We start from the raw sequence: 25,058 nt of genomic DNA on the forward strand, positions 1-25,058 counted from the left end.
CGGACGCTCACAAAAACGCTCGCCAACAGTAAGAACCACAGGGACGGGAAAAATGCTCCACACGATTTCGGCCTTAGACCGTCTCGGCGAGGAAAACGCTTTTGCCGTGCTGGCCCGGGCAACGGCGCTGGCGAGCCAGGGCCACGACATCGTCAATCTCGGCATCGGCCAGCCCGACTTCAAGACGCCGCAGCACATCGTCGAGGCGGCGATCAAGGCGTTGCGTGACGGCCACCATGGCTACACGCCGGCCAACGGCCTTTTGGCGACGCGCGAGGCGGTGGTGCGCCGCACGCTGACCACCACCGGCGTCGAGGTCTCGCCCGAGGCGGTGATGATCATGCCCGGCGGCAAGCCGACCATGTTCGCCGCCATCCTGATGTTCGGCGAACCGGGCGCCGAGATCCTTTATCCCGACCCCGGCTTTCCCATCTACCGCTCGATGATCGAATTCACCGGTGCGACCCCCATTCCCGTGCCGATGCGCGAGGAGAACGGCTTCGCCTTCTCGGCGCAAGAGACGCTGGCGCTGATCACGCCGAAGACCACGCTCCTGATCCTCAATTCGCCGGCCAACCCGACCGGTGGCGTCACGCCCCGGGCCGAGATTGAAAAACTGGTCAAGGGGCTGGAGAAGCACCCAGACGTCGCCATCCTCTCCGACGAGATCTACGACGTCATGACCTATGACGGCGAGACGCATTGCTCGCTGCTCGGCTTTCCCGAGATCCGCGACCGGCTGATCGTGCTCAACGGCTGGTCGAAGACCTGGGCTATGACCGGCTGGCGCATGGGCTGGTCGATCTGGCCGAACGGCGACAAGGGCGGCCATCTCTACGACAAGGTACGCAAGCTGGCGGTCAATTGCTGGTCCTGCGTCAACGCGCCGAGCCAGTTCGCCGGCATCGCCGCGATCGACGGCCCGCAGGACGACGTTGACAAGATGATGCGCGCCTTCGACAACCGCCGGAAGATCGTGGTCGAAGGCCTGAACGCCCTGCCAAACGTCTCCTGCATTACGCCCAAGGGTGCGTTCTATGCCTTCCCAAATGTCTCGAAGACCGGTTGGAAGGCCAAGAAGCTCGCCTCGGCGCTGCTCGACGAGGCCGGTGTGGCGCTGATCGGCGGCCCCGATTTCGGCATTCTCGGCGAAGGCTATATCAGGCTCTCTTACGCCAATTCCGAAGAGAACATCCTGCGCGCCCTGGAGCGGATTGGAGCGTTCCTGGCGAAGTGAGTCTCAGCGTCCGCCGCGCGAGCCCAGATAGGTTGCCGCCGCCTTCCACGACGGTGTCATGAACCGTCCGGAGGCGCGTAGCCAAGGCTGGGCGGGCATGCCGAAAACGGGCTACGAATTCCCTTTATCAGGACCAAATGAGGGAATCTCGGATGTTCTATGCAATCCTCGCCTATCACGTGGAAGACGCGATCAAGGCGATGACGCCGCGGGAAGATGCGGCACTGATGGCCGAGTTGTTGAAGATAAACACCCGGCTTCACGAGGAAGGCACGCTTGGACCGTCCGCGCGTCTGGGGGCAACACAGGATGCCTGCACCCTGCGCGGCCCAGGCGACGGCATGATTGTCGACGGGCCGTTCGCCGAGACCAAGGAGCAGTTGCTCGGCCTCTACGTCGTCGACTGCGCCACCTCGGACGATGCGATCGCCATCGCGCGCGACCTGCGCCGCGTCAATCCTACCGCCGTTTACGAGATCAGGCCCATTTTGCTTTTCAAGCCCGGCGTGCCGCTGGTTGGCAAATGAACCGGCGGCGAAAGCCCTGCCGGCACCCGCGGCTCACCCACGCCCGACGAATGGCATCTTGGTCGCCATCACCGTCATGAACAGCACGTTGGCGTCGAGCGGCAGGCTGGCCATGTGCACGACCGCATCGGCGACGCGCTGGACATCCATCACCGCTTCGGCGGCGATCGAGCCATTGGCCTGCGGCACACCCACGGTCATCGGCTGCGCCATGTCGGTCAGCGCATTGCCGATGTCGATCTGGCCGCAGGCGATGTCAAAGGGGCGGCCATCCAGCGCCAGCGTCTTGGTCAACCCCGTAATGGCGTGCTTGGTCGCCGTATAGGGGACGGAGCCCGGACGCGGCGCATAAGCCGACACCGAGCCGTTGTTGATGATGCGGCCGCCCATCGGCTTCTGCTTGCGCATAGCGCCGAAGGCGGCGCGCGCGCACAGGAAAGATCCCGTGAGATTGACGCCGACGATATCGTTCCACACCTCGACCGGGATCTCGTCGATGGGCGTCGACTTGTAGCCCATGCCGGCATTGTTGAAGAGCAGGTCGACGCGGCCGAAAGCCTCCGCCACCGTCTCGAACAGATCGTCGACCTCGCCGGCCTTGCTGATGTCGCAGGAAACCGCCAAAGCCCTGGCGTCGGTCGGGCCGATCTCGGCGATCGCGGCATCCAGCACCGGCTTGCGACGCCCGCAGAACACCGTGTTCCAGCCCGCCTTGAGCAATGCCGTGGCGACGCTCTTGCCGATCCCGGTGCCGGCGCCGGTGACGATGGCGGTTTTTTGCTCGGTCATGGCAGTTGTCCTCCGGCAGCGCTATGCGTGCTCGCCTGATCTACAAGTTTGGTTCGGGTGGAGAAGGCATCGCAAATGATGGCGGCGATGGCAAGCGCGGCCACCGGGACATGCCCTCGAAAAGTGAAACCCGTTTCTTTGGAGGGAAGCCGGCGAGCGCCGACAAAAAGGGCGGTCATTGGCGACCGCCCTGATCTGAACCGGGCTTGGGAGGAGGAAAAACCGATCCGACTGTGTAGAATGATGCGCTTCCTGAGTTAACGAAAGGTAAACGCCTCCAGGGCCCTCTGTGCCAATCCGGGCTACCCCTGCGGATTGGGTGACGTACCCTTGGCGGCGGGCACTTTCGCCGCCGAAACCGTCGCCTCGACATGGTCGATCAGCGCATCCGGCAGGCCAAGCCGCCCGGCAAGCAGGTCGAGATAACCGCGCTCGGCGCGGGTGTCGGGGTCGATGGTGAGGCGCGACGCCGTATAGAGCTCGAGCTTCTGCGCGTCGGTCCTGGCGCCGGCCACCAGCGTGTCGAGGTCGAGCGGGCTCTCCAGCTCCGCCATCAGGAATTTTTCCGCATCGGTGCCGATCCCGGCGAGGTTGAGCTTGCCGGCGATCTTCTGGCGTTCCTCGTCGTCGACATGGCCGTCGGCCTTGGCCGCCGAGATCATCGCCCGCACGAGGGTCAGCGTGAACTCATCCTCGCCTTGCGGCGCCTGCGACGGGTGGAAGGCGGTGTCCTTGGGTGGCGGCAGCAGTTCCGGCTCGCCGGCGGCGGGCGCCTGTTCCGGCGCGTTGCCGGCCTTTAGTTCTGATAGGCCTTGTAGGCGAGACCGCCGATGGCGGCCAAGCCGCCGAGCTTCACCGCGGCACCCGTCACCTGCCGGCCGGCGCCGGTCCCAAGCAGCACGGCAGCCAGCGCACCCGCGGCCAGCGGATTGTCCTTGGCCATCTGCACCGCTTGCCCGGCCTTGTCGCGGACCGTGCCGCTGGTGCCGGGAATTTGCGAGCCGAGCAGATCGTCGAGAAGCTTCTTGGGATCGAACATCAATGCCTCCAGGATTTGCCCGGCCGAACGGGCAGGTTTCGACGCCGAAGACGTAGGTTCCAAAGCTTGACATTGCAATGACAGACGGCCCCGGTTTGCCCGGCCCCGCGCCTCCATCAGGATCCGATATGCGGTCCCCTGCCCCGGGCTTGCGCGAGCTCGACCTGCCGCTGGCGCTCTGCGTAGCGCTCGCGGTCTTCATCCGAGCGGGCGTCGAAGCAGTGCGGGCACGAAACCCCGGCGGCATATTTCGGCGACACCAGCTCGCTCTCCGTCAGCGGATGGCGGCACGCGCGGCAGAGTTCCGCGTCGCCCTCCGCGAGGCCGTGCGACACCGAAACCCGCTCGTCGAAGACGAAGCACTCGCCCTCCCACAGGCTCTGCTCCGCTGGAATCTCCTCGAGGTATTTGAGAATACCGCCCCTGAGGTGGAACACATCCTCGAAGCCGAGCGACTTCACATAAGCGGTCGCCTTTTCGCAGCGTATGCCGCCGGTGCAGAACATCGCCACCTTGCGCCCTTCGAGATCTGCCCGGTGCGCTTCCACCCAGGCCGGGAATTCGCGAAAGCTCGCCGTCGCCGGATCGACGGCGCCCTTGAAGGTGCCGATCGAGACTTCATAGGCGTTGCGCGTATCGATGACGATCGTATCGGGTTGCGAGATCAGCGCATTCCAGTCGCCCGGCTCCACATAGGTGCCCGCGCTTTTCGCCGGGTCGATGGTCTCGACACCCATGGTGACGATCTCGCGTTTCAGCCGCACCTTCATGCGGTGGAACGGCATGGCTGCGGCACTGCTGTATTTGACCTCGAGACCCGACAGGCCGTGGATCGCTTCGATGTATTCGATGAGCGCGGCGATCGCTTCCTCGCTGCCCGCGACGGTGCCGTTGATGCCCTCATGCGCCAGGAGCAGCGTGCCCTTGATCCCGCGCCCGCAGCAGAAGGCCGCAAGCGGCGCGCGCAATGCCTCGAAAGCGTCAAGCCGGGCAAAGCGGTAGAGCGCGGCGACGCGGACTGGCTGGGATGGCGCGGGCAGAGTTGTCATCGCCAGAGCAACTAGACGCTCGTAGACGTCGATTCAAGGCGAAACGGGTCGGGCTGCTCGTCATGGCCTTGTCGGGAAAGAACCTTTAAGCTCGGCGACAATACGTGACATCGCGCCGCGACCGGTTTCGTGGACACGGCAATACCCGTCTGCTAATCGGTTGAAATTCGTTAGATGCGGTCCTCGACAAGGAGAGACAGATGCCCAGCAAGACCGAGAAACTCCTGTCGCTCCTGAATGGCCAGCCTGTCATTCCGGTGTTGAAGATCGCCAACGTAGCCGATGCGGTGCCGCTGGCCCGTGCTCTGGCGCGCGGCGGTTTGCCCGCGATCGAGATCACACTCAGGACCGCGGATGCGCTTGAAGCGATCCGTCGCGTGGCGGGCGAGGTCGAGGAGGCCATCGTCGGCGCCGGCACCATTCTGGACAGCAAGCAGTTCGACGAGGCAGCCGGTGCCGGTTCGCGCTTCATCGTCAGCCCCGGCATCACCCGCGAGCTTCTGGCCGCCGCCGCCGGCAGCGAGGTTCCGCTGCTGCCCGGCGCCATCACGCCCGGCGAGATCATGACCGCGCGCGAAGCCGGCCTGCGCTTCCTGAAATTCTTCCCCGCCGAACAGTCCGGCGGCATCGCTTCGCTCAAGGCCTTCGCCTCGCCGCTGGCCGACGTCAAATTCTGCCCGACCGGCGGCATCACCGGCAAGAACGCCGCCGACTATCTCGCTTTGCCCAATGTCATCTGCGTCGGCGGCTCGTGGGTCGCGCCCGACGACATGGTCAAGGCCGGCAAGTGGGACGAGATCGAAGCGCTCGCACGCGCCGCCAGCAAACTCGCGAAATAACCTTTCCGGACGGCCCGAAAAACCCGGCCGACTGGCGTCGACCGGGCCTTTTTGACCGGCTGGGGGTGCGATCAGTTGCAGACCGTTGACCGTCTGCTTGGGATGGTGCCGCCAGCACGTCACCACCCTGGTGCGGCAGTGCTTCTTCATCATGTGATCCTGCGGCATAAGGCACCACCTGCATCGCACCTCTGGACAGCAAAAAGCCGCGCGGGCCGCCCGGCGCGGCTTCAGCAATATTCCGGGCTGTTCGCTACTTCGTCTGGAAACGGGCGACCGACAGGAACTTGACGGCATTGCCGGTGAAACGGTTGGCGTCGGCCATCTGGTTGCCCGCCTGGAAGCCAGTCGTATAGACCTCGCTCGGCGGCGTATGCACGATGTTGTAGGCGTAACCCGGCGCGGTCGTCGCGCTCGAAACGGCGGCAACGTTTTCGCCGCTGGTCAGCGCCCAGCGGGCGGCCTGCGGAGCAGCGGCAACCACCACGGCCCTGGGGCCGGGTTTCTGGTCGCGGACGGTGGCCCTGGCTTCCTTGCGGGTCGTCTTCACACCAGCGCCGATCGCGGCGACCGGATCGGAACCGGCAGGACGGGCGGCAACAGCCTGGCGTGGCGAGGCCGCATCGACACCAGACGGATCGTTGAAGGCCGAACGCGGTTCTTCGGCCAACGAGGCCACCTGATATTCGTCGGCGATGCCGACCTGGGCATTGGCCTGGTCGAGCACGGCCTTGACGGCGTCCGGCTTGGTCGGCTCGGGACGCGCTGTCGGCAGCACGGAGAACGCATCCGTCGCGGTCTTGCCCTGGTCAGCCGTTTCGGCCAGCGCCATCAGCACATCCTTGCTGGGCGGCGGTGCGAGGTCCGCCGGCAGCGAGCGCTCGGGGCGCCATGTCGGCAGTGGGATGTTGTTGACGGCGACCTGCGCCGGATCGGCGGCCGCGGCTTCCGCGATGGCTGCCGGATCGGACTTGCCGAAAGGCATGTTCGCCGGTGCCTGAGCCGTCGCCACTGCCTGTTCGGTGGTGGCCGTCGCATCCGCCGTGGCGAAGGGAACATTCTCAGGCGGCTGCGCGCCAACATCGGCCTTCGGCCGCGGCGCGAAATCGGGCAGCGGGATTTCCTTGGCCGGCAGTGCCGCGATAATCGTCTCCGGCGTGTTCTTCTCCGGTTCCGGAGCCTGCTCGTCGGCAACCTGCGGAATGTCGGCCCGTTGGGCATTCTCGGGGGCCACGATGGCGATGCCAGGCACGTTGCTGCTCTTGCCGGCGGCGGCCGGCTTCAGATTTCTAGCCTTGGGCGCAGGTGCGGCCGAAGCGGTCTCCACGTCGGCGCTGTCGTCGGCCTCGTCGTCGCCACCGCCGCCGAACAAGGCAGAGAGGAACCCGCCGGATTTCTTGCCGCTGCCGCCGGCGCTGGCCATCTCGATATTCGGTGTGCCGGAACCCTTGCGCGATTGGTAGGAGGCCAGCGCCTGTTCATAGCCGGGCAGCGGCCGGCCGTCGCTCGGCACATGCAGCGTCTTGCCATTGGGGAACAGGCTGACCAGTTCCTGGCGGCTGATGCCGGGCCAGTGGCGCACATTGCCGACATCCATGTGGACGAACGGCGAACCGGAGGTCGGGTAATAGCCGACGCCACCGCCCTGCATCTTGAGGCCGATGTTGCGCAGCTTCTTTAGCGGCACGCCGGGAATATAGAAATCCATCGCCTTGCCAAGCATATGCTGGCTCTTCTCGGCGACACCGCGGCTGCGGCTGCGCAGCATTGAATTGGTCGAGGGCGAGCGGTAGCCGCAGACGACCTGGATATAATCGGTGGCGCCGCTTTCGCGATAAGCCTCCCAGACCAGATCCAGCAGACGCGGGTCCATCTTGGTCGGCTCGTTGCGGCGCCAGTCGCGCAGGATGATGTTGATCTTCCTCAGGCCCTCGGGAACGTAGCGGCCATTGCGCTTGTAGACGATCTCCGCCTTCTCGTGGGTGTGGAGGTGGTAGAGCTTTAGCGAACGAACTTCGGCCTGGGCGCCCGTGGCGACCGCGGCAACAAAACCAAATGCGACAATCACCGCCGCCAACCATCTCGGCCAGACGCTCAAATGATAGTGCCGCCCGTTTGTGAATCGTTCGATTCTGTTCAAATCAAAAGGCCTTGCAGGCTGCCGTTTGTCCCCGGATTTGCCCAAACGGACGTGTCGTTTTCACATCCGAATATCGATCCTAATGGTTAATCATCGCTTATTGAAGCCGAAATGCGGTAACACCGTGGCGATATCCCGTCAAAAATTGTCCGCGCGGTTTCTTGGTAAACCGCTGGTTTAGATCAGGATTCCGGCTTTGGCCGAACACGATCTGTTACCACTGGCCTCAATGCGTGAACAATACCCACATCGAGTGCCGCCTCCGACCCGCGATAGTCCGGGAAGGCACTCTGTCAGCCCACATAATGACGAGGGAAGCTGGTCCCGGCCTTGCGGTTCAGGATGCAAGCCTGTCGACGCGGCCGGTTTCCGGGTCGATACCGTATTCCTTGAGCTTGCGGTAAAGCGTCGAGCGGCCGATGCCGAGCCGGCGGGCGACCTCACTCATCTGGCCGTTGTAGTGATCGATGGCGAGCTTGATCATTTCGAGTTCGACATCGGCCAGCGCACGCACATTGCCGCGCTCGTCGAGCGCCCGCAGCGTGCCGAAGCGGGGCTGCGCCCCGGCCGGCTGCACAGTTGCCGGAGCGGTCTCGTCGGGCACGACGTCCTCGTCGTGCGGCGCCAGCGGCGGCGCAGCGCCGCTGGTTTCGAACGTGTCGTCCACCTCAAGATTGACAGTGCCTTCCACCTGCGCGCGGATCTGCGGGAAATCATCGGCCGTCAACACATCGCCTTCGCACAGCACCAATGCGCGGAAGACGGCGTTTTCGAGCTGCCGGATGTTGCCAGGCCAGTCATAGGCCTGCAGCACCGCAAGTGCCGCCGCCGAAATGCCTTTCAGCCGATGGCGCGGGTCCGCGGGCGCCACCTTTTCCATAAAATGCGTGACCAGATGGGGAATGTCGTCGCGGCGGTCACGCAGCGGCGGCACGAAGATCGGGTAGACGTTGAGCCGGTAGAACAGATCCTCGCGGAACTTGCCGTCCTTGACCTGCTGCAAGAGGTTGCGGTGCGTCGCCGAAATCAGCCGGATGTCGACCTTGACGGTCGAGCGGCCGCCGACCGGATCGACCTCGCCCTCCTGGACCGCGCGCAGCAGCTTGACCTGGACCTCGAGCGGCAGGTCCCCGATCTCGTCGAGGAACAGCGTGCCGGAATGCGCCTCGACGAATTTGCCGGTGTGCTTGTCGGTGGCGCCGGTGAACGAGCCTTTCTCGTGTCCGAACAGGATGGATTCCACCAGATTGTCGGGGATGGCGCCGCAATTGACGGTGACGAACGGTTTCGAGCGGCGGTCGCCGCTACCCTGGATGGCACGCGCCACCAGCTCCTTGCCGACGCCGGATTCGCCCTCGATTAGGATCGGGATGTTGGAGGCCGCCGCTTTCTGGCCGAGGCGTATCACCCTGTCCATGGCCGGACTGTGGGTGATCATGTCCCTGAAGGTCAGCAGCCCGCCGCGTTTGCGCGATGTGCGCTTGACCTCGCCCTCGACCGCCTCGACCTTGAGCGCATTGGAGATCGAGGCCTGCAGCCTGTCGGGCGAAGCGGGCTTGACGACGAAATCGAAAGCGCCGTGGCGCATCGCCGAAACCACGGTTTCGATGCCGCCCTGTGCGGTCTGCACGATGACGGGCACGCTGATGTCGCGCTCGCGCATCGCCTTCAGCACGCCGATGCCGTCGAGACCGGGCATGACAAGGTCGAGGATCACGACCGAGACGTCGCGGGCGCCAGGCCCGTCGAGGACTTCGAGGCCGGCAGCACCGCCATCGGCGATGATTGCGGTATGGCCGAACCGAGTCACCGCCGCCTCGAGCAGCCGCCGCTGCACGGGATCGTCATCGACTATGAGTATGGAACCTGTCATGACTGTCTTGGTTTGCCCGGGCCCGAATTCCCCATGGATCATCTTGGCACAGGGTTCTAAATAAGGTTTCAAAAAACCCGGTGAACGAATTCCTTAGGATTTGACCGGCTTCTCCATTCGCGTTGAGTCCGGCTCGGTAATTCCGGTCACTTGATTCAAAGAAGGTATGTCGATGCGCATGATGTTTGATCGGCGGATTGCGGCGCCAGCGTCCGGTCAGGGTGCGGCGGCCGGGCTTGGCGATCTGCCGGAGTGGAACCTCGCCGATCTTTATGCCGGCATGGAGGCGCCGGAACTGAAGCGCGACATTGCCAAAGCGGCCGCCGACGCCATCGTATTCGAGGCCCGCTGGAAAGGCACGCTAGCCGCCGAGGCCGGGCGCGGCAGCGCCGGCAGGCTGGGCGAGGCGCTTGCTGCCTACGAGGCACTCGAGGAACTGATCGGCCGCATCGTCTCCTATGCCGGCCTCGTCTATGCCGGCAACACCGCCGATCCGCAGCGCGCCAAGCTCTATGGCGACATCCAGGAGAAGATGACCGACGCCAGCGCGCATCTTCTGTTCTTCGCGCTCGAGCTGAACCTTATCGACGATGCGGCGATCGAAAGCGCGCTGGCCAGCGACCCCGCCTTCGGGCATTACCGCCCGTGGGTGCTCGATCTGCGCATGGACAAGCCTTATCAGCTCGAGGACCGCGTCGAGCAGCTTTTCCACGAAAAATCGATCACCGGGCGCGGCGCCTGGAACCGCCTGTTCGACGAGACGATGACCGATCTTCGCTTCGATGTCGACGGCGAGGAATTGACGCTGGAGCCAGCCCTCAACCGGCTGCAGGACGCCGATGGCGATGTTCGCCGGCGCGCCTCGGAGGCATTGGCCACGACCTTCCGCAAGAATTTGCGCACCTTCACGCTGATCACCAACACGCTGGCCAAGGACAAGGAAATTTCGGACCGCTGGCGCGGTTTCGAGGACATCGCCGATTCACGCCACCTCGCCAACCGCGTCGAGCGCGGCGTGGTCGATGCGCTCGCCATCGCGGTGCGCGAGGCCTATCCGCGCCTGTCGCACCGCTACTACGCCATGAAGGCGCGCTGGCTCGGCATGGAGGTGATGAACCACTGGGACCGCAACGCGCCCTTGCCGGAGACGCCGCAGGCGGTGATCGGCTGGGACGAGGCCAGGAACACCGTGCTGTCGGCCTATCACCGCTTCTCGCCCGAGATGGCCGAGATCGCGCGCACCTTCTTCGACCGCAACTGGATCGACGCGCCGGTGCGTCCGGGCAAGTCTCCCGGCGCCTTTGCCCACCCGACCGTGCCATCGGCTCACCCCTATGTGCTGCTCAACTACATGGGCAAGCCGCGCGATGTGATGACGCTGGCGCATGAACTCGGGCACGGCGTGCATCAGGTGCTGGCCGCCGGCCAGGGCGCGCTGATGGCCTCGACGCCGCTGACTCTGGCGGAGACGGCGTCCGTCTTCGGTGAGATGCTGACCTTCCGCTCGCTGCTCGAGCGGACCACCGACCGGCGCGAGCGCAAAGCCATGCTCGCCCAGAAGGTCGAGGACATGATCAACACGGTGGTACGCCAGATCGCCTTCTATGAATTCGAGCGCAAGGTGCATGCCGAGCGTCGCAACGGTGAATTGACATCCGACAGGCTCGGCCAGTTCTGGCTGGAGGTGCAAGCCGAGAGCCTGGGACCGGCGATCAAGTTGCGCGAGGGTTACGAGGTGTTCTGGACCTACATCCCTCATTTCATCCACTCGCCCTTCTACGTCTATGCCTATGCGTTCGGCGACTGTCTGGTGAATTCGCTCTATGCGGTCTACCAGAATGCCGAGCGCGGCTTTCAGGACAAATATTTCGAGATGCTGCGTGCCGGCGGCACCAAGCACCATTCTCAGCTTCTGGCGCCTTTCGGTCTCGACGCCACCGACCCCGCCTTCTGGCAGATCGGGCTCGCCGTGATCGGCGGCCTGATCGACGAACTGGAAACGCTGGACGATTGAGTCGCCTCTCGCCCGGCAAGAACAGTTTAGCCGGAATGCATGTTTGAGCCGCGCTATTCTTGGCCTAAATATTTGTTCTTGAAGAACTCTCCGCGAACGTTTTCCCATAGCTTTCCGCAAGCTCTATGGTAGCTTTCCCTTTAAGCTCAGCCGGAGCGCATGCGGATCGGCGAGGGAAAGTCCCGGCCGGCCGTGCGCCCAGGCGAACGCGACGACGGCCGTTGGCCATGGGCAGGCAAAGCCGATCGCCGACAGCTCGAACCGAAGCCGGCTGTTCCGCGAACCGCGGAACCATCATCGAGTAGTCCTGCGCCGAAGGTCTTGACCCACGGCAGACGGATCTGACTGGAGAGAGACAATGGGCACTTTTTTCTACGTGGTCCTGGCGTTCCTGGTAGGCGTGTTGGTCGGCTGGTTCATCTGGGGGCGTCTGCGCGGTGAACTCGACAGTTTGCGCGGCGACGTCGATCGCACCCGCAGCGAGCGCGACAAGCTGCGCGCCGACAGCGACCGCCTGACCGGCGAACTCAATGCATGCGGCAAGACCCGCTCCGATCTCGAGCGTCAGCTGCGCGATGCGCAGGCCTCGTCGGGCGCCGGCGGAGCAAAGGCGTCAAGTCAGCCACCGGCAGCCCTGATGTCGACGCCTGCCGTTGGCAAATCCGCTCCGGCGACAGCCAAGCCAGCCGCCGCGAAGGCCGCCCCGGCAAAGACGGCGCCGAAGCCCGCGGCGGCCAAATCCGCAACCGCTTCGGCACCGGCGGCCAAGGCTTCGCCGACCAAGGCTCCAGCGACCAAAACTCCGGCGAAGACCTCGGCCGCGCCCAAGGCAGCGCCCGCCGCAAAGAAGGCCGCAACAGCAGCAGCCAAGCCGGCGTCGGGCAAGCCCGACAATCTGCGCCGGCTGATCGGCATCGGCCCGGTCAACGAAAAGCTGCTCAAGGCGCAAGGCGTTACCAGCTTCGCCCAGATCGCCGCCTGGACATCAGCCGACATCAAGCGGATCGAGGACGTCATGAACTTCGACGGCCGCATCGCGCGCGAACGCTGGATCGAGCAGGCCAAGCTGCTCGCCGCCGGCAACGAGGCCGAATTCGCCAGGCAGTTTCCAACGGCCGGAACCGCCAGCAACACCTGAACGATGGGGACCATGTGGCGGCGGCGCCAAGGGCGCCGCCGCTTTCTTTTTGATCGCAAGGTTCGATGCGGCAAAGGTCGGCTTTGAGGGACAGGGTGCCGTTCCCTCGATTGCGTGCGCCCGGCCCCCCATATAGAGCGATCGTCGGCTACATCGATCCCGGTTCCCATGTCCCTGCCCGCCGCAATTTTCCGCAACGACGAAAGCGCGCGCCAGCTCGTTTTCGAGCGGCCGGCCAATGTCATCGTCGCGCATGAGGCCAAGGATTTCCCGGCCGCGTTGCAAGCAGCGCAGGCCGCGAACGACGCCGGCAAATGGCTGGCCGGTTATTTCTCCTACGAGGCTGGTTACCTGCTCGAGCCGAAACTCGTTCCCCTGCTGCCCGGCCGGCGCCGGGCCCCGCTGGTCTGCCTCGGGGTGTTCGACGCTCCCGATGAAGAGGCGGTGCCGCCGCCAAGCACGCCGACCAACGGCCCGATCTTCGATGCAAGGGCGACGTGGTCGTTCGAGGACTACGAGAAGCGGTTCTCGCGGCTGCACCGGCACATCAGGCAAGGCGATTGCTACCAGGGCAACCTCACCTTTCCGGTGCAAGCGCAATGGTCCGGCGATCCGCTCGCCGCCTTCGACGCGCTGACCGAACGCCAGCCGGTGAAATATGGCGCGCTGGTCGCGCTCGGCGATCCCATCGTTCTGTCGCGCTCGCCCGAACTGTTCTTCGAGATCGATGCGACGGGGAGGATCGAAACGCACCCGATGAAGGGTACCGCACCGCGCGGCGCGACAAGGGACGAGGACGAGCGGCAGAAGAATTTCCTGCGCAACGACGAGAAGAACCAGGCCGAGAACCGGATGATCGTCGATCTCCTGCGCAACGACATATCGCTGATCAGCGAGGTCGGCACGCTGGAGGTGCCGGAACTGTTCCGCATCGAGACCTACCCGACCGTGCACCAGATGGTGAGCGACGTCAGGGCCCAGCTGCTGCCCGGCCTCTCGATACGCCAGATCTTCGCGGCGCTGTTTCCCTGCGGCTCGATCACCGGCGCGCCGAAGATCCGCGCCATGGAGATCCTGCACGATCTCGAAGGCACGCCCCGCGACGTCTATTGCGGTGCCATCGGTTGGATCGCACCCGGCGGCACGATGCGCTTTTCCGTGGCGATCCGTACCATCTCGCTCTTTGCCAGCGGCGAGGCCGTCTACAACGTCGGCGGCGGCATCGTCTTCGATTCGATCGCGGAAGAGGAGTACCAGGAATGTCTGCTCAAAGCCCGATTCGCGACGGGGACGCCGCCGATTTCGAGCTGATCGAGACCATGCGCTGGGAACCCGCCTCGGGTTTCCTGCGCCTCGATCGCCATCTTGCACGTCTTTATGGATCGGCGGCGGAACTGGGCTTCAGCTATGATCCGCAAAAGGTCGGCGAAGCCCTGAGTGGCGCGGTCGATCGATCACCCAGCGCCATGCGCACGCGGCTCGCTCTGTCGCGCGATGGCGAGGCCAACGCCTCGGCGCAGCCCTATGAACCGCTTGCCGCCGACAAGGTATGGGCGCTGCGGCTGGCACGGACGAGGCTCGCTTCGAGCAACATGCTGCTGCGCCACAAAACCAGCCGGCGGCAGCTCTACACCCATGCCCGCTCCGAATATCTCATCACCCAGGCCGATGAGGTGTTGCTGGCCAACGAGCGCGGCGAAATCTGCGAAGGCACGATCACCAATGTCTTCGCCGATTTCGGCGATGGCATCCTGGCGACGCCCCGGCTCGATTGCGGCCTGCTGCCTGGCGTATTGCGCGCGGTGCTTCTGGATGAAGGCCGCGCCACTGAAGCGATCTACAGCTTGGATGACCTGAAATCCGCCAAGGCGCTGTTCGTCGGCAATTCACTGCGCGGGCTGATCCCCGCCAGGCTGGCGTGACCCAAGCCCGGAGAATGCAATGTTCGTCGTGTCGCTGAACTACAAGGTGCCGCTCACCGAGATCGACCGCTTGGCGCCAGGCCATATCGAGTGGCTGGAAGCCTGTTACGCCGAAGGCATCTTCGTTGCGTCCGGGCCTAAGCGGCCAAGAACCGGCGGCGTCATCATCGCACGCTGCTCCCGCGAAGTGCTCGATGCCAGGTTGGCAGCCGATCCTTTCGCCCAGGAGGGCGCCGCCGACTACGACATCACCGAATTCACAGCGCGGATGACCGCCGCCGGTTTGGGCTCGTTCAAAGAGGCATGAGTTTCCGGCAACCTACCCACACGCCCTATGATGGCTCGTCGAAACTCTTCACCATCGGGCTGAAGCCGCTCGACCCCGCGAACTGGATCGAGGTCGACGGTCACCTGCTGCCCTATCTCGCCGAAAAGCGCCGGCTCTATGACGAAATCCCCGCGCGCGTCTTCGTCGAGGAGGACGGCACGCGCGCTGCCCAGCAAGAGGTGCTCGACTTGCTCGCCGCCTACCTGCCGGAAAGATTTCCCGACACCCACCGGCGCAGCGATGCGGGCGTTGCGGTCGTGGGCACGACGAGCCATCCCGCCATCCCTTCCAGCCTCATCGGCGCTCCCTTGGTCGCGGCCTCGCTGCTGGTCCAGGAAGACCTGATCCTCATGCGGCGGGGCGAAGACGGCTGGCGTCTGGCCGCGGGTTCGCTGTGCTTTCCTTCGTCCTGGGCGCTCACCGAAAAATTCGGCAGGCCGCTGCAGCGGATCCACGAGCCGGTGCCGGGCTTCGGCCCGGGCACAAGGCCGGCCGATCTCATCAACCGGATGTTCGATGGCCTGCAGGGTCAGGCCGTCGAGCGTTACAATTGGTCGATCCAGTCAGGCGACGCGCTCTACCATCCGTTGTCCAATGTCGAGCGCATCGACCGCGCGGCCAGCCGGCCGACGCGTTTCCGCGACGGTGACGTCAAGGCGCACGCCTTCATCCGCGTCGAGCGTCAGACGCTGCGCAAACTGCCGGCTTCGCGCGATGTCCTATTCACCATCCGCATCCATCTCGACCCGCTCGCCGTGCTGGCGCGGCACCCGGAACGGGCAACGCTGGCGGTCTCCTTCGCCGACCAGCTCATTGCGCTGGACCAGACGCAGCTTGACTACAAGGGCCTGACCGCCGACCGTGACAGACTGGCGGATTATCTGAAAGCCATAGCCCGGGGGTAAATGTCTGTTCGCAATCTGCCACCGCTTGTCGGCGCGCTTGTCTTCGTTGTCGCGGCAGCTCAAGCCGAGCCTGTGACTTATGCCGGCAAAATCGGATCAGCCGACATTGTCGTCGAATTCACCAGCGATCCGTCGGCGTCGGACGGGCCGCTCGCCGGACGCTATTTCTACCGCTCGCAAGGTGTCGACATCCCACTGCAGGCTAGGCCGCGCAAAGGGCGCCGGTTCGAACTGGCGCAGGAGGAAGTGTGCGGCGCCGAGCAATGCGGCAATGGTCAGGCAGCACCCGTCGCAGCCATCTGGCGCCTTGCCTCGGCTGACAAGGGCAAGACGCTGGAAGGCACCTGGAACGGCAAAAAGACGCGGCCCGTGAAACTGACCCGGATCTCGGCCCGCGAACAGACGCAGACGCCGGCTTCGCGCCCGTTCGACCTCCATGATTTCACCGAAACTAAATTCTTCGGCGACGACGCGCCGATCACCATGGAAGCGTCGCCCTACGATTATCTGCGGCTGGATTTTGCGCCCAAGGTCGGCAACAAGGCCGGCTGGCCGGATGCCTCCTACAGCTACGTCGTCGATCCCCGCACCAAATTTGCCATGCCGCGCATCGTCGAACTGTCAGGTGAGACGTCGGCCGAAGCGGCGAATGCCTTGCTGCAAAACCGGCACTGGCACGCCAGCCTCGACGCATTGAACTGTGCCGCCCTTCGTTACGCAGGCTTTTACGAGGGCAGCCCTGTCGCCACCACGGATGATGGCACGCTCGGCGGCTATGAGGACAGCACGTCCGAGGTCACTTCGCTGACCCCGCAACTGATGAGCTGGCGGGAATCCGGCAGCCTCTTTTGCGGTGGCGCGTATCCGAACAACTTTTCGGCCGCCTATACGATGGATATCCGCCGCGGCGCTCTGCTCGGTCTCCAGGACATGTTTACCGACACCGTCAACGGCAAGCCCGGCCCCTCGCTGATCGCCTTCGTCGACAAACGGCGCAAGAAGCGAACGGAGCCGACAGATGCCGGTTTCGAGGCTGAATGCGGCACCGATGAACTGATTGGCGAATATCTCGCCGCAAGCGTCAAACGCGACGGCGACACGCAACGCCTGGTCTTTGGACTGCAAAGTCTTCCTCATGCCATCCAGGTCTGCGGAGGCGACTTTCTGGAATTGCCCGCCGCCGATGCCAGCGCCCTGTTGAAGCCGGAATTTGCACGATTGCTTGGCCAATTATAGCAAGGAAAGCGCATCGAGAGCGCAGTGGCCCAGTCGGCCGCGGCAGGTTGGCGTTCTTAACCAAGTGGCCAATGGTGCCCGGGCTGTGGTTGGCGCTTTTTGCTGGTTTGTGACAATGATCTGTGATGTAGCGCATGGCCGCCGGCCAAAAAATGCCCGGTTTCGCGCGTGTTTCCCGGTTTCCTGAGTTTTGAAGGAGTGCTCGATAAAATGGCGAATGAAAACTGGCCCGTTTACGGTGAGATCACCGGCCCGGTGGTGATGATCGGCTTTGGTTCGATCGGACACGGAACGTTGCCGCTCATCGAACGCCATTTCAAGTTCGACAAGTCGCGCATGACGGTCGTCGATCCGCGCGATACCGATCGCAAGCTGCTCGACGAGCGCGGCATCACCTTCGTCCAGGAAGCGGTGACCGAGAAGAATTACAAGAAGCTTTTGACGCCGCTGCTGACCAATGGCGGTGGCCAGGGCTTTTGCGTCAACCTGTCGGTCGACACCGGCTCGGTGGACCTGATGCGACTCTGCCGCAAGCTCGGCGTGCTTTACATCGACACCGTCGTCGAGCCCTGGCTTGGCTTCTATTTCGACGCCAAGGCCGACAATGCCAGCCGCACCAACTATGCGTTGCGCGAGGCGCTGCTCAAGGAAAAGCACGACAAGCCCGGCGGCGCCACCGCCGTCTCCACCTGCGGTGCCAATCCCGGCATGGTGTCCTGGTTCGTCAAGCAGGCGCTGGTTAATCTGGCCACCGATCTTGGCATGGAGTTCTCCGAGCCGGCGCAGGAAGACCGCGAGGGCTGGGGGAAACTGATGAAGAAGGCCGGGGTCAAGGGCATCCACATCGCCGAACGCGACACCCAGCGCACCAAGAAGCCCAAGCCGATGGATGTGTTCTGGAACACTTGGTCGGTCGAGGGCTTCATCTCCGAGGGATTGCAGCCGGCAGAGCTCGGCTGGGGCACGCATGAGACCTGGATGCCCAAGAACGGCAAGAAGCACAAGCACGGCTCCAAGGCCGCGATCTATCTGGAGCAGCCTGGCGCCAACACCCGCGTGCGCTCCTGGTGCCCGACGCCGGGACCGCAATATGGCCTGCTGGTGACGCACAACGAGGCGATCTCGATCGCCGATTTCTTCACCGTGCACTCCAAGAAGGGCAAGGTTCAATACCGCCCGACATGCCACTACGCCTATCATCCCTGCAACGATGCCATGCTGTCGCTGGACGAGATGTTCGGTGCCGCCGGCAAGCCGCAGCCGGTGCACCACGTGCTCGACGAGAACGAACTGGTCGACGGTGTCGACGAACTCGGCGTCCTGCTCTACGGCCACGACAAGAATGCCTACTGGTACGGTTCCCAGCTGTCGCTTGCCGAGGCGCGCAAGCTGGCCCCCTATCAGAACGCCACCGGCATGCAGGTCACCTCGGCGGTTCTGGCCGGCATGGTCTGGGCGCTGGAAAATCCGGCCGCCGGCATCGTCGAGGCCGACGAGATGGACTACAAGCGCTGCCTGGACGTGCAGTCGCCCTATCTCGGACCAGTCAAGGGCTACTATACCGACTGGACGCCGCTCGACAGACGCCCGGGCCTTTTCCCGGAAGACCTCGACCGCAGCGACCCGTGGCAATTCCGCAACATCCTCGTCCGATAGCATCACCCGGACCATGTGCCATTGCCTTGCAATCGCCCGGAAATCGGGCGATTGAAGGGATGCGGCCTGGGGTGGCGATGTGCGTCCGTTGGACGCTTAAAGCATACCCCAGCACTTTGGACGTTCGCGTCGTGCTTCCCAGAAATCGGCCCGATTTTTGGACCGACGCGTTTGGAGAGGATTTCATATGACGATTGCGCGCAAAGTTCTTTCGATGGGCATGGCGGGTGCCCTTGCCTCGATGCTTGCTGCCTGTGCCACCAGCGGTCCCGACCAGCCGCCGATGGCTGCCACGCCGAAAGGCGTCGAAGGTTCCTGGATCGATGCCAAGGGTACCGGCCTGTCGACCTTCACCGGCGGCGGCACCTTCACGACCGTCGCCACCGACACGGGACAGAAGCTTGCCGACGGCAGCTACACGATGACCGGCGCCACGTCGGTGCAGATCAACGGCACCTCGCTGATCCGCCAAACCCCGGTGAGCTTCAATTGTCTGATGGTGTCTACCAGCCAGCTCAACTGCACCAGCTCCGCCGGCCAGAATTTCGTGCTGACGCGGCGCACCTGAACCCGGCGAACATTCCAGTCACAAAGGACGGCGGCCGCTTGGTCGCCGTCCTTTTTTGCGTCTGGAAATACCGCCGCATTTCCGCTTGCGTCAGCCGGAACGCGATGGGAACATGATCGAAACGCTGGCTGTAATATCCCAGTCAAGCAAGGGCGTAGACGCGTCCGATCAGCCTACCGGGAGACGAAGATGAAGAAGCTTGCCGCCATTGCCGCCCTTTCCGCGTCGACGCTTGGCCTGTCGGCCGGGGCATCCTTTGCCGACTACACACTGAACATCCTGCACATCAATGACTGGCACAGCCGCATCGAAGGCAACAACAAATATGAGTCGACCTGCTCTGCCGAGGAGGAGACCAAGGGCGAGTGCATCGGCGGCGCCGGCCGGCTGATCACCGCCATCGCCCAGGAACGCAAGAAGCTGGAAGGCCAGAACGTGTTGCTGCTCAGCGCCGGCGACAATTTCCAAGGCTCGCTGTTCTACACGACCTACAAGGGCAAGGTCGAAGGCGAGTTCCTTAACGACATGAAGTTCGACGCCATGGCGCTCGGCAATCATGAATTCGACGACGGCGAAGCCGCCCTTGCGCCCTTCCTCGACATGATCAAATTCCCGGTGCTCGGCGCCAACGTCAAGGCAAACGCGCAGTCCAAGCTCGGCGACCGCGTCAAGCCGTCGATCGTGATCGAGGTCGGCGGCCAGAAGATCGGCATCATTGGCGCCGTCACCAACGACACGCCCGAACTCGCCTCCCCCGGCCCCAACATCACGATCGAGGACGACGTCAAGTCGATCACGGCCGAAGTCGAGAAACTCAAGGGAGAAGGCGTCAACAAGATCATCGCCGTCACCCATATAGGCTACAACAGGGAACGCGACATCATTGCCAAGATCCCCGGCATCGACGTCGTGGTCGGCGGCCACAGCCACACGCTCCTGTCCAACACCGATCCGAAGGCGGCTGGCCCCTACCCGACCATGGTCGACAACCCTGGCGGCTACAAGGTTCCGGTGGTGCAGGCGGCGTCCTATTCGAAATATCTCGGCGAGTTCAAGGTGGTGTTCGACGACAATGGCGTCGTTAAATCGGCGAGCGGCGACCCGATCTATCTCGACAAGTCGATCACGCCCGATCCCGCGGTGCTCGCCCGCATCAAGGAACTCGGCGCGCCGATCGAGGCGCTGAAGAACAAGGAAGTGGCCGAGACCACCGACGTGATCGACGGCAGCCGCGAAAGCTGCCGCGCCAAGGAGTGCGAGATGGGCAATCTCGTCTCCGACGCCATACTCGACCGCGTCAAGGGACAGGGCGTCGAGATCGTTATCTCCAACGGTGGCGGCCTGCGCGCCTCGATCGACAAGGGGACCGTCACCATGGGTGAGGTGCTGACCGTGCTGCCGTTCCAGAACACGCTGGCGACCTTCCAGATTTCCGGCAAGGATCTGGTCGCCGGGCTCGAAGCCGGTCTCAGCCAGATCGAGGACGGCGCCGGCCGCTTCCCGCAGGTCGCGGGGCTCAAATATTCCTTCGACAGGTCGGTCGCGCCCAATGCCGGCCGCGTGAAGTCGGTGGAGGTGATGGAAAACGGCGCCTGGACGCCGATCAATCCCGCCAAGGATTATCTGGTCGCCACCAACAACTATGTCCGCCAGGGCGGCGACGGTTACAAGGTCTTCGCCGAAAAGGCCAGGAATGCCTATGATTACGGCCCTGGCCTCGAACAGGTCGTCGCCGACTATCTCGGCGCCCACCGGCCCTATACGCCAAAGCTCGACGGCCGTATCACCGAGATCGCCGCGACGACAGCGGCAGCTCCCGCCGCCGAGCCGGCCAAGCCTGCCGAACCAGCAAAGCCCGCGGAGACCGCACCGGCAGCGCCGGCACCGGCCGAAGCCGCCAAACCGGCCGCACCGGCGATGCCTGAACTGCCTGCCAACTCAGGCGATATCGCCAATACGCCGCCAGCCATATCGACGGAAAAGGCATCCCCGCCGCCGGCACCTGCCGAGACCGCCCCCGCGCCTGCCGCTCCCGCTTCGGCGGCGCCAGCAGAACCGACAACGCCCGCTGAAGCCGCGCCAGCCACCGGCAACCATGTCATCGTGGCCGGCGATACCTACTGGGATCTGGCAAAGAAAGCCTATGGCGATGCGACCAGGTGGAAACTCATCTATGAGGCGAACAAGGGTCAAAGGCCGCATCGGCTTGTGCCGGGCGCGACACTGACCATCCCCGCGAAGTAACCTCATTTCGCTTCCGGCGAGAACACCCGCCTGGGAAACCTGGCGGGTGTTCTTTTTCCAGACGGAAAGGCGGTATGGTGCGGCCAGACGCAGCATTGAAAAGCGGCGCGCCATCGCTAGTTTCACGCCGTCTCCGGAGAACCCTTATGACGCCTATCAATGTTGTCGACCCCAAGACGGTCAAGCCGGTCGCCGCGACGGCGGGACACGCGCCGGCCAGGGCCGGCAAGGTCGGCGTCATGCTGGTCAATCTCGGCACGCCCGACGGTACCGAATTCAAGCCTATGTGGCGCTATCTCCGCGAATTTCTGTCCGACCCGCGCGTCATAGAGCTCAACAAGGCGATCTGGTATCCGATCCTCTATGGGCTGGTACTGACCACGCGGCCGAAGAAGTCGGGTGCCAACTACGCCAGGATCTGGAACCGGGAGAAGAACGAGTCGCCTTTGCGCACCTACACGCGCGCGCAATCCGAAAAGCTGACCGGGGCATTGCGCGACTTGCCCAATGTCATCGTCGACTGGGCGATGCGTTACGGCAACCCTTCGACATCAAGCGTCGCCGAAAGGCTGGTGGCGCAAGGCTGCGACCGCATCCTGAGCTTTCCGCTCTATCCGCAATATTCGGCGACCACCACGGCAACCGCCAATGACCAGCTGTTCCGGGCGTTGATGAAGATGCGCGCGGCACCTGCGGTCCGCAGTGTGCCGCCCTACTATGCCGAGCCGGTCTACATCGAAGCGCTCGCCAGTTCGATCGAACGGCATCTGGCGACGCTCGATTTCGAACCGGAGGTGGTCATCACCTCCTATCACGGCATCCCGAAACCCTATTCCGACAAGGGCGATCCCTACCGGGCGCATTGCCTGGAGACGACGCGGCTGCTGCGCGAGAAACTCGGCTGGGGCGAGAACAAGCTGATCACCACCTTCCAGTCGCGCTTCGGGGCGCAGGAGTGGCTGCAGCCCTACACCGACAAGACGGTCGAGAAACTGGCCAAGGACGGCATCAGATCGATCGCCATCGTCAATCCAGGCTTTTTCGTCGACTGCATCGAGACGCTGGACGAGATCGGCCGCGAAGCAGCCGAGACCTTCCATCATGCCGGTGGCGAAAACTTCGCTCACATTCCTTGTCTCAACGACAGCCCCGAGGGCATGGCGGTGATCGAAGCAATGGTGCGGCGCGAACTGTCGGGCTGGGTCTGACGCCGGAACAACACAAGCTCCGAAGCGTTGAGCAGCGCCTCCGGAGAATTCAATGCTCCGCAAACTCGACCTCAGCACTGGCCGGCCCGTCTGGTCCGCCTATCGGGCGCCCGCGGTGCCGACGGGCAGTCTGATCCGGGACGTCAAGACCGATGTGCTGATCGTCGGCATGGGCATCAGCGGCGCCATGATGGCCGAGGCGCTGACAGCGGATGGTCACTCCGTGATCTGCATCGACCGGCGGGGGCCGCTGAAAGGATCGACAGCGGCAACCACGGCGCTGGTGCAGTTCGAAATCGACCAGCCGCTTTCGGCTCTGTCGAGGATGATTGGCACGGCCCAGGCACGGCAGGCCTGGCGACGTTCGCGGCTGGCTATTTCCAATCTCGCCGCCCGCATCGCCGAACTCGGCCTCAAATGCGGCATGAGCCGCACCCAATCGCTCTATTTGGCCGGTACCGCGCTCGGCCCCTCGGAACTCCGGGACGAAACCGAGGCGCGGCAGATGGCCGGCATCGGCGCGACCTATCTCACACCGGCGCCATTGGCCGAAACATTCGGCATCGATCGCGCTGGCGCCATCCTAAGCCATGGCAACATCGCGCTCGACCCGCGCAAGCTGACGGCCGGGTTGCTACTCAAGGCTCGGGAGCGCAAGGCACGTCTCTATACGCCGGTCGAAGCGGCGGCGATCAAGGACAGTGCCGACGAGGTGATCGTGACGACCAGGGATGGCCCTGCCATCACGGCACGGCATGTTGTCCTGGCCACGGGTTACGAACTGGTCGACATGGTGCCGGCGGCTGCTCACCGGGTCATATCGACATGGGCGATCGCAACCCGCCCGCAAACGCGAAAACTCTGGCCGGGTGCGGCGTTTGTCTGGGAAGCTTCCGATCCCTATCTCTACGTCAGGGCAACGGTCGACGGCAGGGTCATCTGCGGCGGCGAGGACGAGGATTTCATCGACGAGACGCGGCGCGATGAACTGATCGGCGACAAGAGCGCACGCATCGCCGCAAAGCTAGCCCTGATGTTTCCGCATCTCGACGTCAGGCCCGAATTTGCCTGGGCCGGCTCCTTCGGCATCACGACGTCAGGCCTGCCCTATATCGGCGCCATTCCCAGGCACCCGCGCATCCACGCCGTGTTGGGTTATGGCGGCAATGGCATCACCTTCTCGCGGATCGCTGCGGAGATCGTCTCGGCGTCGATCGACGGGCTTGAAGACACGGATGCAAGCCTGTTTGCCTTCAACCGCTGAGTGTATACTCGCAAACAATCCCTCATCACCTGATTGTAACGTGCTTGAAACACACTTAAGTCTTTGGTGAAGTTGGCTGCGCGGGAATGGCTTGCGCGGCCTGCCTCTGAGGGAGAGCCAAATGGATTTCAGTGGTTTCGATATTGCGATCGTTGTTCTTGTCGCGCTTGTCGTGCTGGTGCTGTTCAAGGGCATCAAGACAATTCCGCAGGGATACAACTATACCGTCGAACGCTTTGGTCGTTATACCAAGACACTGAGCCCCGGCCTCAACCTCATCACGCCGTTCGTCGACCGCATCGGCGCCAAGATGAACATGATGGAACAGGTGCTCGACGTTCCGAGCCAGGAGATCATCACCCGCGACAACGCCATCGTGGGTGTCGACGGCATCGCTTTCTACCAGATCCTCAATGCGGCACAGGCCGCCTATCAGGTTGCCGGCCTGCAGAACGCCATCCTCAACCTGACGATGACCAACATCCGTACCGTCATGGGTTCGATGGACCTCGATGAGCTGTTGTCCAACCGCGACGCCATCAACGAGCGCCTGCTGCGCGTCGTCGACGAGGCGGCGCACCCGTGGGGCATCAAGATCACCCGCGTCGAGATCAAGGACATCAACCCGCCGGCCAACCTCATCGAATCGATGGGCCGCCAGATGACCGCCGAGCGCAACAAGCGCGCGCAGATCCTGGCCGCCGAGGGCCTCAAGCAGTCGCAGATCCTCGAAGCCGAAGGCCGCAAGGAAGCCGCCTTCCGCGATGCCGAGGCGCGCGAACGCTCCGCCGAAGCCGAAGCCCGCGCCACCCAGGTCGTGTCGGAAGCGATTTCCAAGGGTGACGTGCAGGCGCTGAACTACTTCGTCGCCCAAAAATACACTGAGGCGCTGGGCAAGATCGGCACCGCCACCAACAGCAAGATCGTGCTGATGCCCTTCGAGGCGTCGTCTCTGATCGGCTCACTTGGCGGCATTGGCGAAATCGCCAAGGAGGTCTTCCGCAGCGAAGGCACGACCGGTGCGCAAAGGCAGGCAGCCCGCCCGCCGGTGGTCCGCCCGAGCGAGAATTGAGATAGGCCAC

Annotated in this window: 20 protein-coding genes and 1 pseudogene; 16 read left to right on the top strand and 5 right to left on the bottom strand. The window is 63.8% G+C overall.

Translation table 11 applies throughout. The features are described from left to right. Nucleotides 1-52 precede the first annotated feature (52 nt). Both FJ941_RS06995 and FJ941_RS07000 read left to right on the top strand, forming a co-directional pair. Entirely contained in the window at nucleotides 53-1,237 is a 1,185-nt protein-coding gene (locus FJ941_RS06995) for a pyridoxal phosphate-dependent aminotransferase (RefSeq protein ID WP_140504201.1), read from the top strand. Nucleotides 1,238-1,389: 152 nt separating this feature from the next. Next, entirely contained in the window at nucleotides 1,390-1,764 is a 375-nt protein-coding gene (locus FJ941_RS07000; RefSeq protein ID WP_140504203.1) for a YciI family protein, read from the top strand. A 33-nt stretch (nucleotides 1,765-1,797) separates the two neighbouring features. On the opposite strand, the gene FJ941_RS07005 is transcribed toward FJ941_RS07000, so the two are convergent. From FJ941_RS07005 to FJ941_RS07015, 3 genes and pseudogenes are all read right to left on the bottom strand, one after another. Further along, nucleotides 1,798-2,553, bottom strand: coding sequence for an SDR family oxidoreductase (locus FJ941_RS07005; RefSeq protein ID WP_140504205.1), 756 nt, complete (start codon nucleotides 2,551-2,553; stop codon nucleotides 1,798-1,800). A gap of 302 nt (nucleotides 2,554-2,855) precedes the next feature. After that, nucleotides 2,856-3,592, bottom strand: a pseudogene (locus FJ941_RS07010) (tellurite resistance TerB family protein). A gap of 116 nt (nucleotides 3,593-3,708) precedes the next feature. Further along, entirely contained in the window at nucleotides 3,709-4,641 is a 933-nt protein-coding gene (locus tag FJ941_RS07015; protein ID WP_140504207.1) for a rhodanese-related sulfurtransferase, read from the bottom strand. A gap of 200 nt (nucleotides 4,642-4,841) precedes the next feature. Between FJ941_RS07015 and FJ941_RS07020 the strand changes: the two genes are divergently transcribed. Beyond that, a complete protein-coding gene (locus tag FJ941_RS07020) occupies nucleotides 4,842-5,480 on the top strand; it encodes a 2-dehydro-3-deoxy-phosphogluconate aldolase (protein WP_140504209.1) in 639 nt (212 codons plus the stop codon). Between the two features lie 253 nt (nucleotides 5,481-5,733). On the opposite strand, the gene FJ941_RS07025 is transcribed toward FJ941_RS07020, so the two are convergent. Both FJ941_RS07025 and FJ941_RS07030 read right to left on the bottom strand, forming a co-directional pair. Further along, nucleotides 5,734-7,548, bottom strand: coding sequence for a DUF882 domain-containing protein (locus FJ941_RS07025; protein WP_246673717.1), 1,815 nt, complete (start codon nucleotides 7,546-7,548; stop codon nucleotides 5,734-5,736). Between the two features lie 409 nt (nucleotides 7,549-7,957). After that, entirely contained in the window at nucleotides 7,958-9,493 is a 1,536-nt protein-coding gene (locus tag FJ941_RS07030) for a sigma-54 dependent transcriptional regulator (protein WP_140504213.1), read from the bottom strand. Between the two features lie 172 nt (nucleotides 9,494-9,665). Between FJ941_RS07030 and FJ941_RS07035 the strand changes: the two genes are divergently transcribed. From FJ941_RS07035 to FJ941_RS07095, 13 genes are all read left to right on the top strand, one after another. Further along, the gene (locus FJ941_RS07035) at nucleotides 9,666-11,507 is read left to right on the top strand and encodes a M3 family oligoendopeptidase (RefSeq protein WP_181166650.1); all 1,842 of its coding nucleotides are present in this window, start codon (nucleotides 9,666-9,668) and stop codon (nucleotides 11,505-11,507) included. Nucleotides 11,508-11,865: 358 nt separating this feature from the next. Continuing rightward, nucleotides 11,866-12,645, top strand: coding sequence for a proton-conducting membrane transporter (locus FJ941_RS07040; RefSeq protein WP_140504214.1), 780 nt, complete (start codon nucleotides 11,866-11,868; stop codon nucleotides 12,643-12,645). 168 nt (nucleotides 12,646-12,813) lie between these two features. Then, on the top strand, nucleotides 12,814-13,956 hold the full coding sequence (locus FJ941_RS07045) for an aminodeoxychorismate synthase component I (RefSeq protein WP_140504216.1): 1,143 nt from the start codon (nucleotides 12,814-12,816) through the stop codon (nucleotides 13,954-13,956). Next, nucleotides 13,905-14,567 (top strand): aminotransferase class IV family protein, encoded by a 663-nt coding sequence (locus FJ941_RS07050; RefSeq protein ID WP_140504218.1) that lies wholly within the window; start codon nucleotides 13,905-13,907, stop codon nucleotides 14,565-14,567. Before FJ941_RS07045 ends, FJ941_RS07050 begins: the two co-directional genes overlap by 52 nt. A gap of 19 nt (nucleotides 14,568-14,586) precedes the next feature. Beyond that, nucleotides 14,587-14,874, top strand: coding sequence for a YciI family protein (locus FJ941_RS07055; RefSeq protein ID WP_140504220.1), 288 nt, complete (start codon nucleotides 14,587-14,589; stop codon nucleotides 14,872-14,874). Continuing rightward, complete coding sequence (locus FJ941_RS07060; protein ID WP_140504222.1) at nucleotides 14,871-15,800, top strand: DUF3445 domain-containing protein; 930 nt, start codon at nucleotides 14,871-14,873, stop codon at nucleotides 15,798-15,800. The genes FJ941_RS07055 and FJ941_RS07060 overlap by 4 nt, the downstream gene beginning before the upstream one ends. Beyond that, entirely contained in the window at nucleotides 15,801-17,036 is a 1,236-nt protein-coding gene (locus FJ941_RS07065) for a hypothetical protein (RefSeq protein ID WP_140504224.1), read from the top strand. Between the two features lie 210 nt (nucleotides 17,037-17,246). Further along, complete coding sequence (locus FJ941_RS07070; RefSeq protein ID WP_140504226.1) at nucleotides 17,247-18,692, top strand: homospermidine synthase; 1,446 nt, start codon at nucleotides 17,247-17,249, stop codon at nucleotides 18,690-18,692. A gap of 187 nt (nucleotides 18,693-18,879) precedes the next feature. Beyond that, nucleotides 18,880-19,260 carry a hypothetical protein gene (locus FJ941_RS07075; protein WP_027146250.1) on the top strand — a complete coding sequence of 127 codons (381 nt, stop codon included), beginning with the start codon at nucleotides 18,880-18,882 and terminating at the stop codon, nucleotides 19,258-19,260. 189 nt (nucleotides 19,261-19,449) lie between these two features. Next, on the top strand, nucleotides 19,450-21,504 hold the full coding sequence (locus FJ941_RS07080; RefSeq protein ID WP_140504228.1) for a bifunctional UDP-sugar hydrolase/5'-nucleotidase: 2,055 nt from the start codon (nucleotides 19,450-19,452) through the stop codon (nucleotides 21,502-21,504). 146 nt (nucleotides 21,505-21,650) lie between these two features. Then, on the top strand, nucleotides 21,651-22,712 hold the full coding sequence (gene hemH / locus FJ941_RS07085; RefSeq protein ID WP_140504230.1) for a ferrochelatase: 1,062 nt from the start codon (nucleotides 21,651-21,653) through the stop codon (nucleotides 22,710-22,712). Nucleotides 22,713-22,764: 52 nt separating this feature from the next. After that, nucleotides 22,765-23,976, top strand: coding sequence for an FAD-binding oxidoreductase (locus tag FJ941_RS07090; protein WP_140504232.1), 1,212 nt, complete (start codon nucleotides 22,765-22,767; stop codon nucleotides 23,974-23,976). A gap of 121 nt (nucleotides 23,977-24,097) precedes the next feature. Beyond that, nucleotides 24,098-25,048, top strand: coding sequence for an SPFH domain-containing protein (locus FJ941_RS07095; RefSeq protein ID WP_140504234.1), 951 nt, complete (start codon nucleotides 24,098-24,100; stop codon nucleotides 25,046-25,048). Nucleotides 25,049-25,058 lie beyond the last annotated feature (10 nt).

Source organism: Mesorhizobium sp. B2-3-13 (assembly GCF_006442195.1).
GTDB classification, from domain to species: domain Bacteria; phylum Pseudomonadota; class Alphaproteobacteria; order Rhizobiales; family Rhizobiaceae; genus Mesorhizobium; species Mesorhizobium salmacidum.

Coding starts and splice junctions, on each gene's coding strand:
- FJ941_RS06995 (WP_140504201.1), top strand. CDS start 53: ATGCTCCACACGATTTCGGCCTTAGACCGTCTCGGCGAGGAAAACGCT.
- FJ941_RS07000 (WP_140504203.1), top strand. CDS start 1,390: ATGTTCTATGCAATCCTCGCCTATCACGTGGAAGACGCGATCAAGGCG.
- FJ941_RS07005 (WP_140504205.1), bottom strand. CDS start 2,553: ATGACCGAGCAAAAAACCGCCATCGTCACCGGCGCCGGCACCGGGATC.
- FJ941_RS07015 (WP_140504207.1), bottom strand. CDS start 4,641: ATGACAACTCTGCCCGCGCCATCCCAGCCAGTCCGCGTCGCCGCGCTC.
- FJ941_RS07020 (WP_140504209.1), top strand. CDS start 4,842: ATGCCCAGCAAGACCGAGAAACTCCTGTCGCTCCTGAATGGCCAGCCT.
- FJ941_RS07030 (WP_140504213.1), bottom strand. CDS start 9,493: ATGACAGGTTCCATACTCATAGTCGATGACGATCCCGTGCAGCGGCGG.
- FJ941_RS07035 (WP_181166650.1), top strand. CDS start 9,666: ATGCGCATGATGTTTGATCGGCGGATTGCGGCGCCAGCGTCCGGTCAG.
- FJ941_RS07040 (WP_140504214.1), top strand. CDS start 11,866: ATGGGCACTTTTTTCTACGTGGTCCTGGCGTTCCTGGTAGGCGTGTTG.
- FJ941_RS07045 (WP_140504216.1), top strand. CDS start 12,814: ATGTCCCTGCCCGCCGCAATTTTCCGCAACGACGAAAGCGCGCGCCAG.
- FJ941_RS07050 (WP_140504218.1), top strand. CDS start 13,905: ATGTCTGCTCAAAGCCCGATTCGCGACGGGGACGCCGCCGATTTCGAG.
- FJ941_RS07055 (WP_140504220.1), top strand. CDS start 14,587: ATGTTCGTCGTGTCGCTGAACTACAAGGTGCCGCTCACCGAGATCGAC.
- FJ941_RS07060 (WP_140504222.1), top strand. CDS start 14,871: ATGAGTTTCCGGCAACCTACCCACACGCCCTATGATGGCTCGTCGAAA.
- FJ941_RS07065 (WP_140504224.1), top strand. CDS start 15,801: ATGTCTGTTCGCAATCTGCCACCGCTTGTCGGCGCGCTTGTCTTCGTT.
- FJ941_RS07070 (WP_140504226.1), top strand. CDS start 17,247: ATGGCGAATGAAAACTGGCCCGTTTACGGTGAGATCACCGGCCCGGTG.
- FJ941_RS07075 (WP_027146250.1), top strand. CDS start 18,880: ATGACGATTGCGCGCAAAGTTCTTTCGATGGGCATGGCGGGTGCCCTT.
- FJ941_RS07080 (WP_140504228.1), top strand. CDS start 19,450: ATGAAGAAGCTTGCCGCCATTGCCGCCCTTTCCGCGTCGACGCTTGGC.
- hemH (WP_140504230.1), top strand. CDS start 21,651: ATGACGCCTATCAATGTTGTCGACCCCAAGACGGTCAAGCCGGTCGCC.
- FJ941_RS07090 (WP_140504232.1), top strand. CDS start 22,765: ATGCTCCGCAAACTCGACCTCAGCACTGGCCGGCCCGTCTGGTCCGCC.
- FJ941_RS07095 (WP_140504234.1), top strand. CDS start 24,098: ATGGATTTCAGTGGTTTCGATATTGCGATCGTTGTTCTTGTCGCGCTT.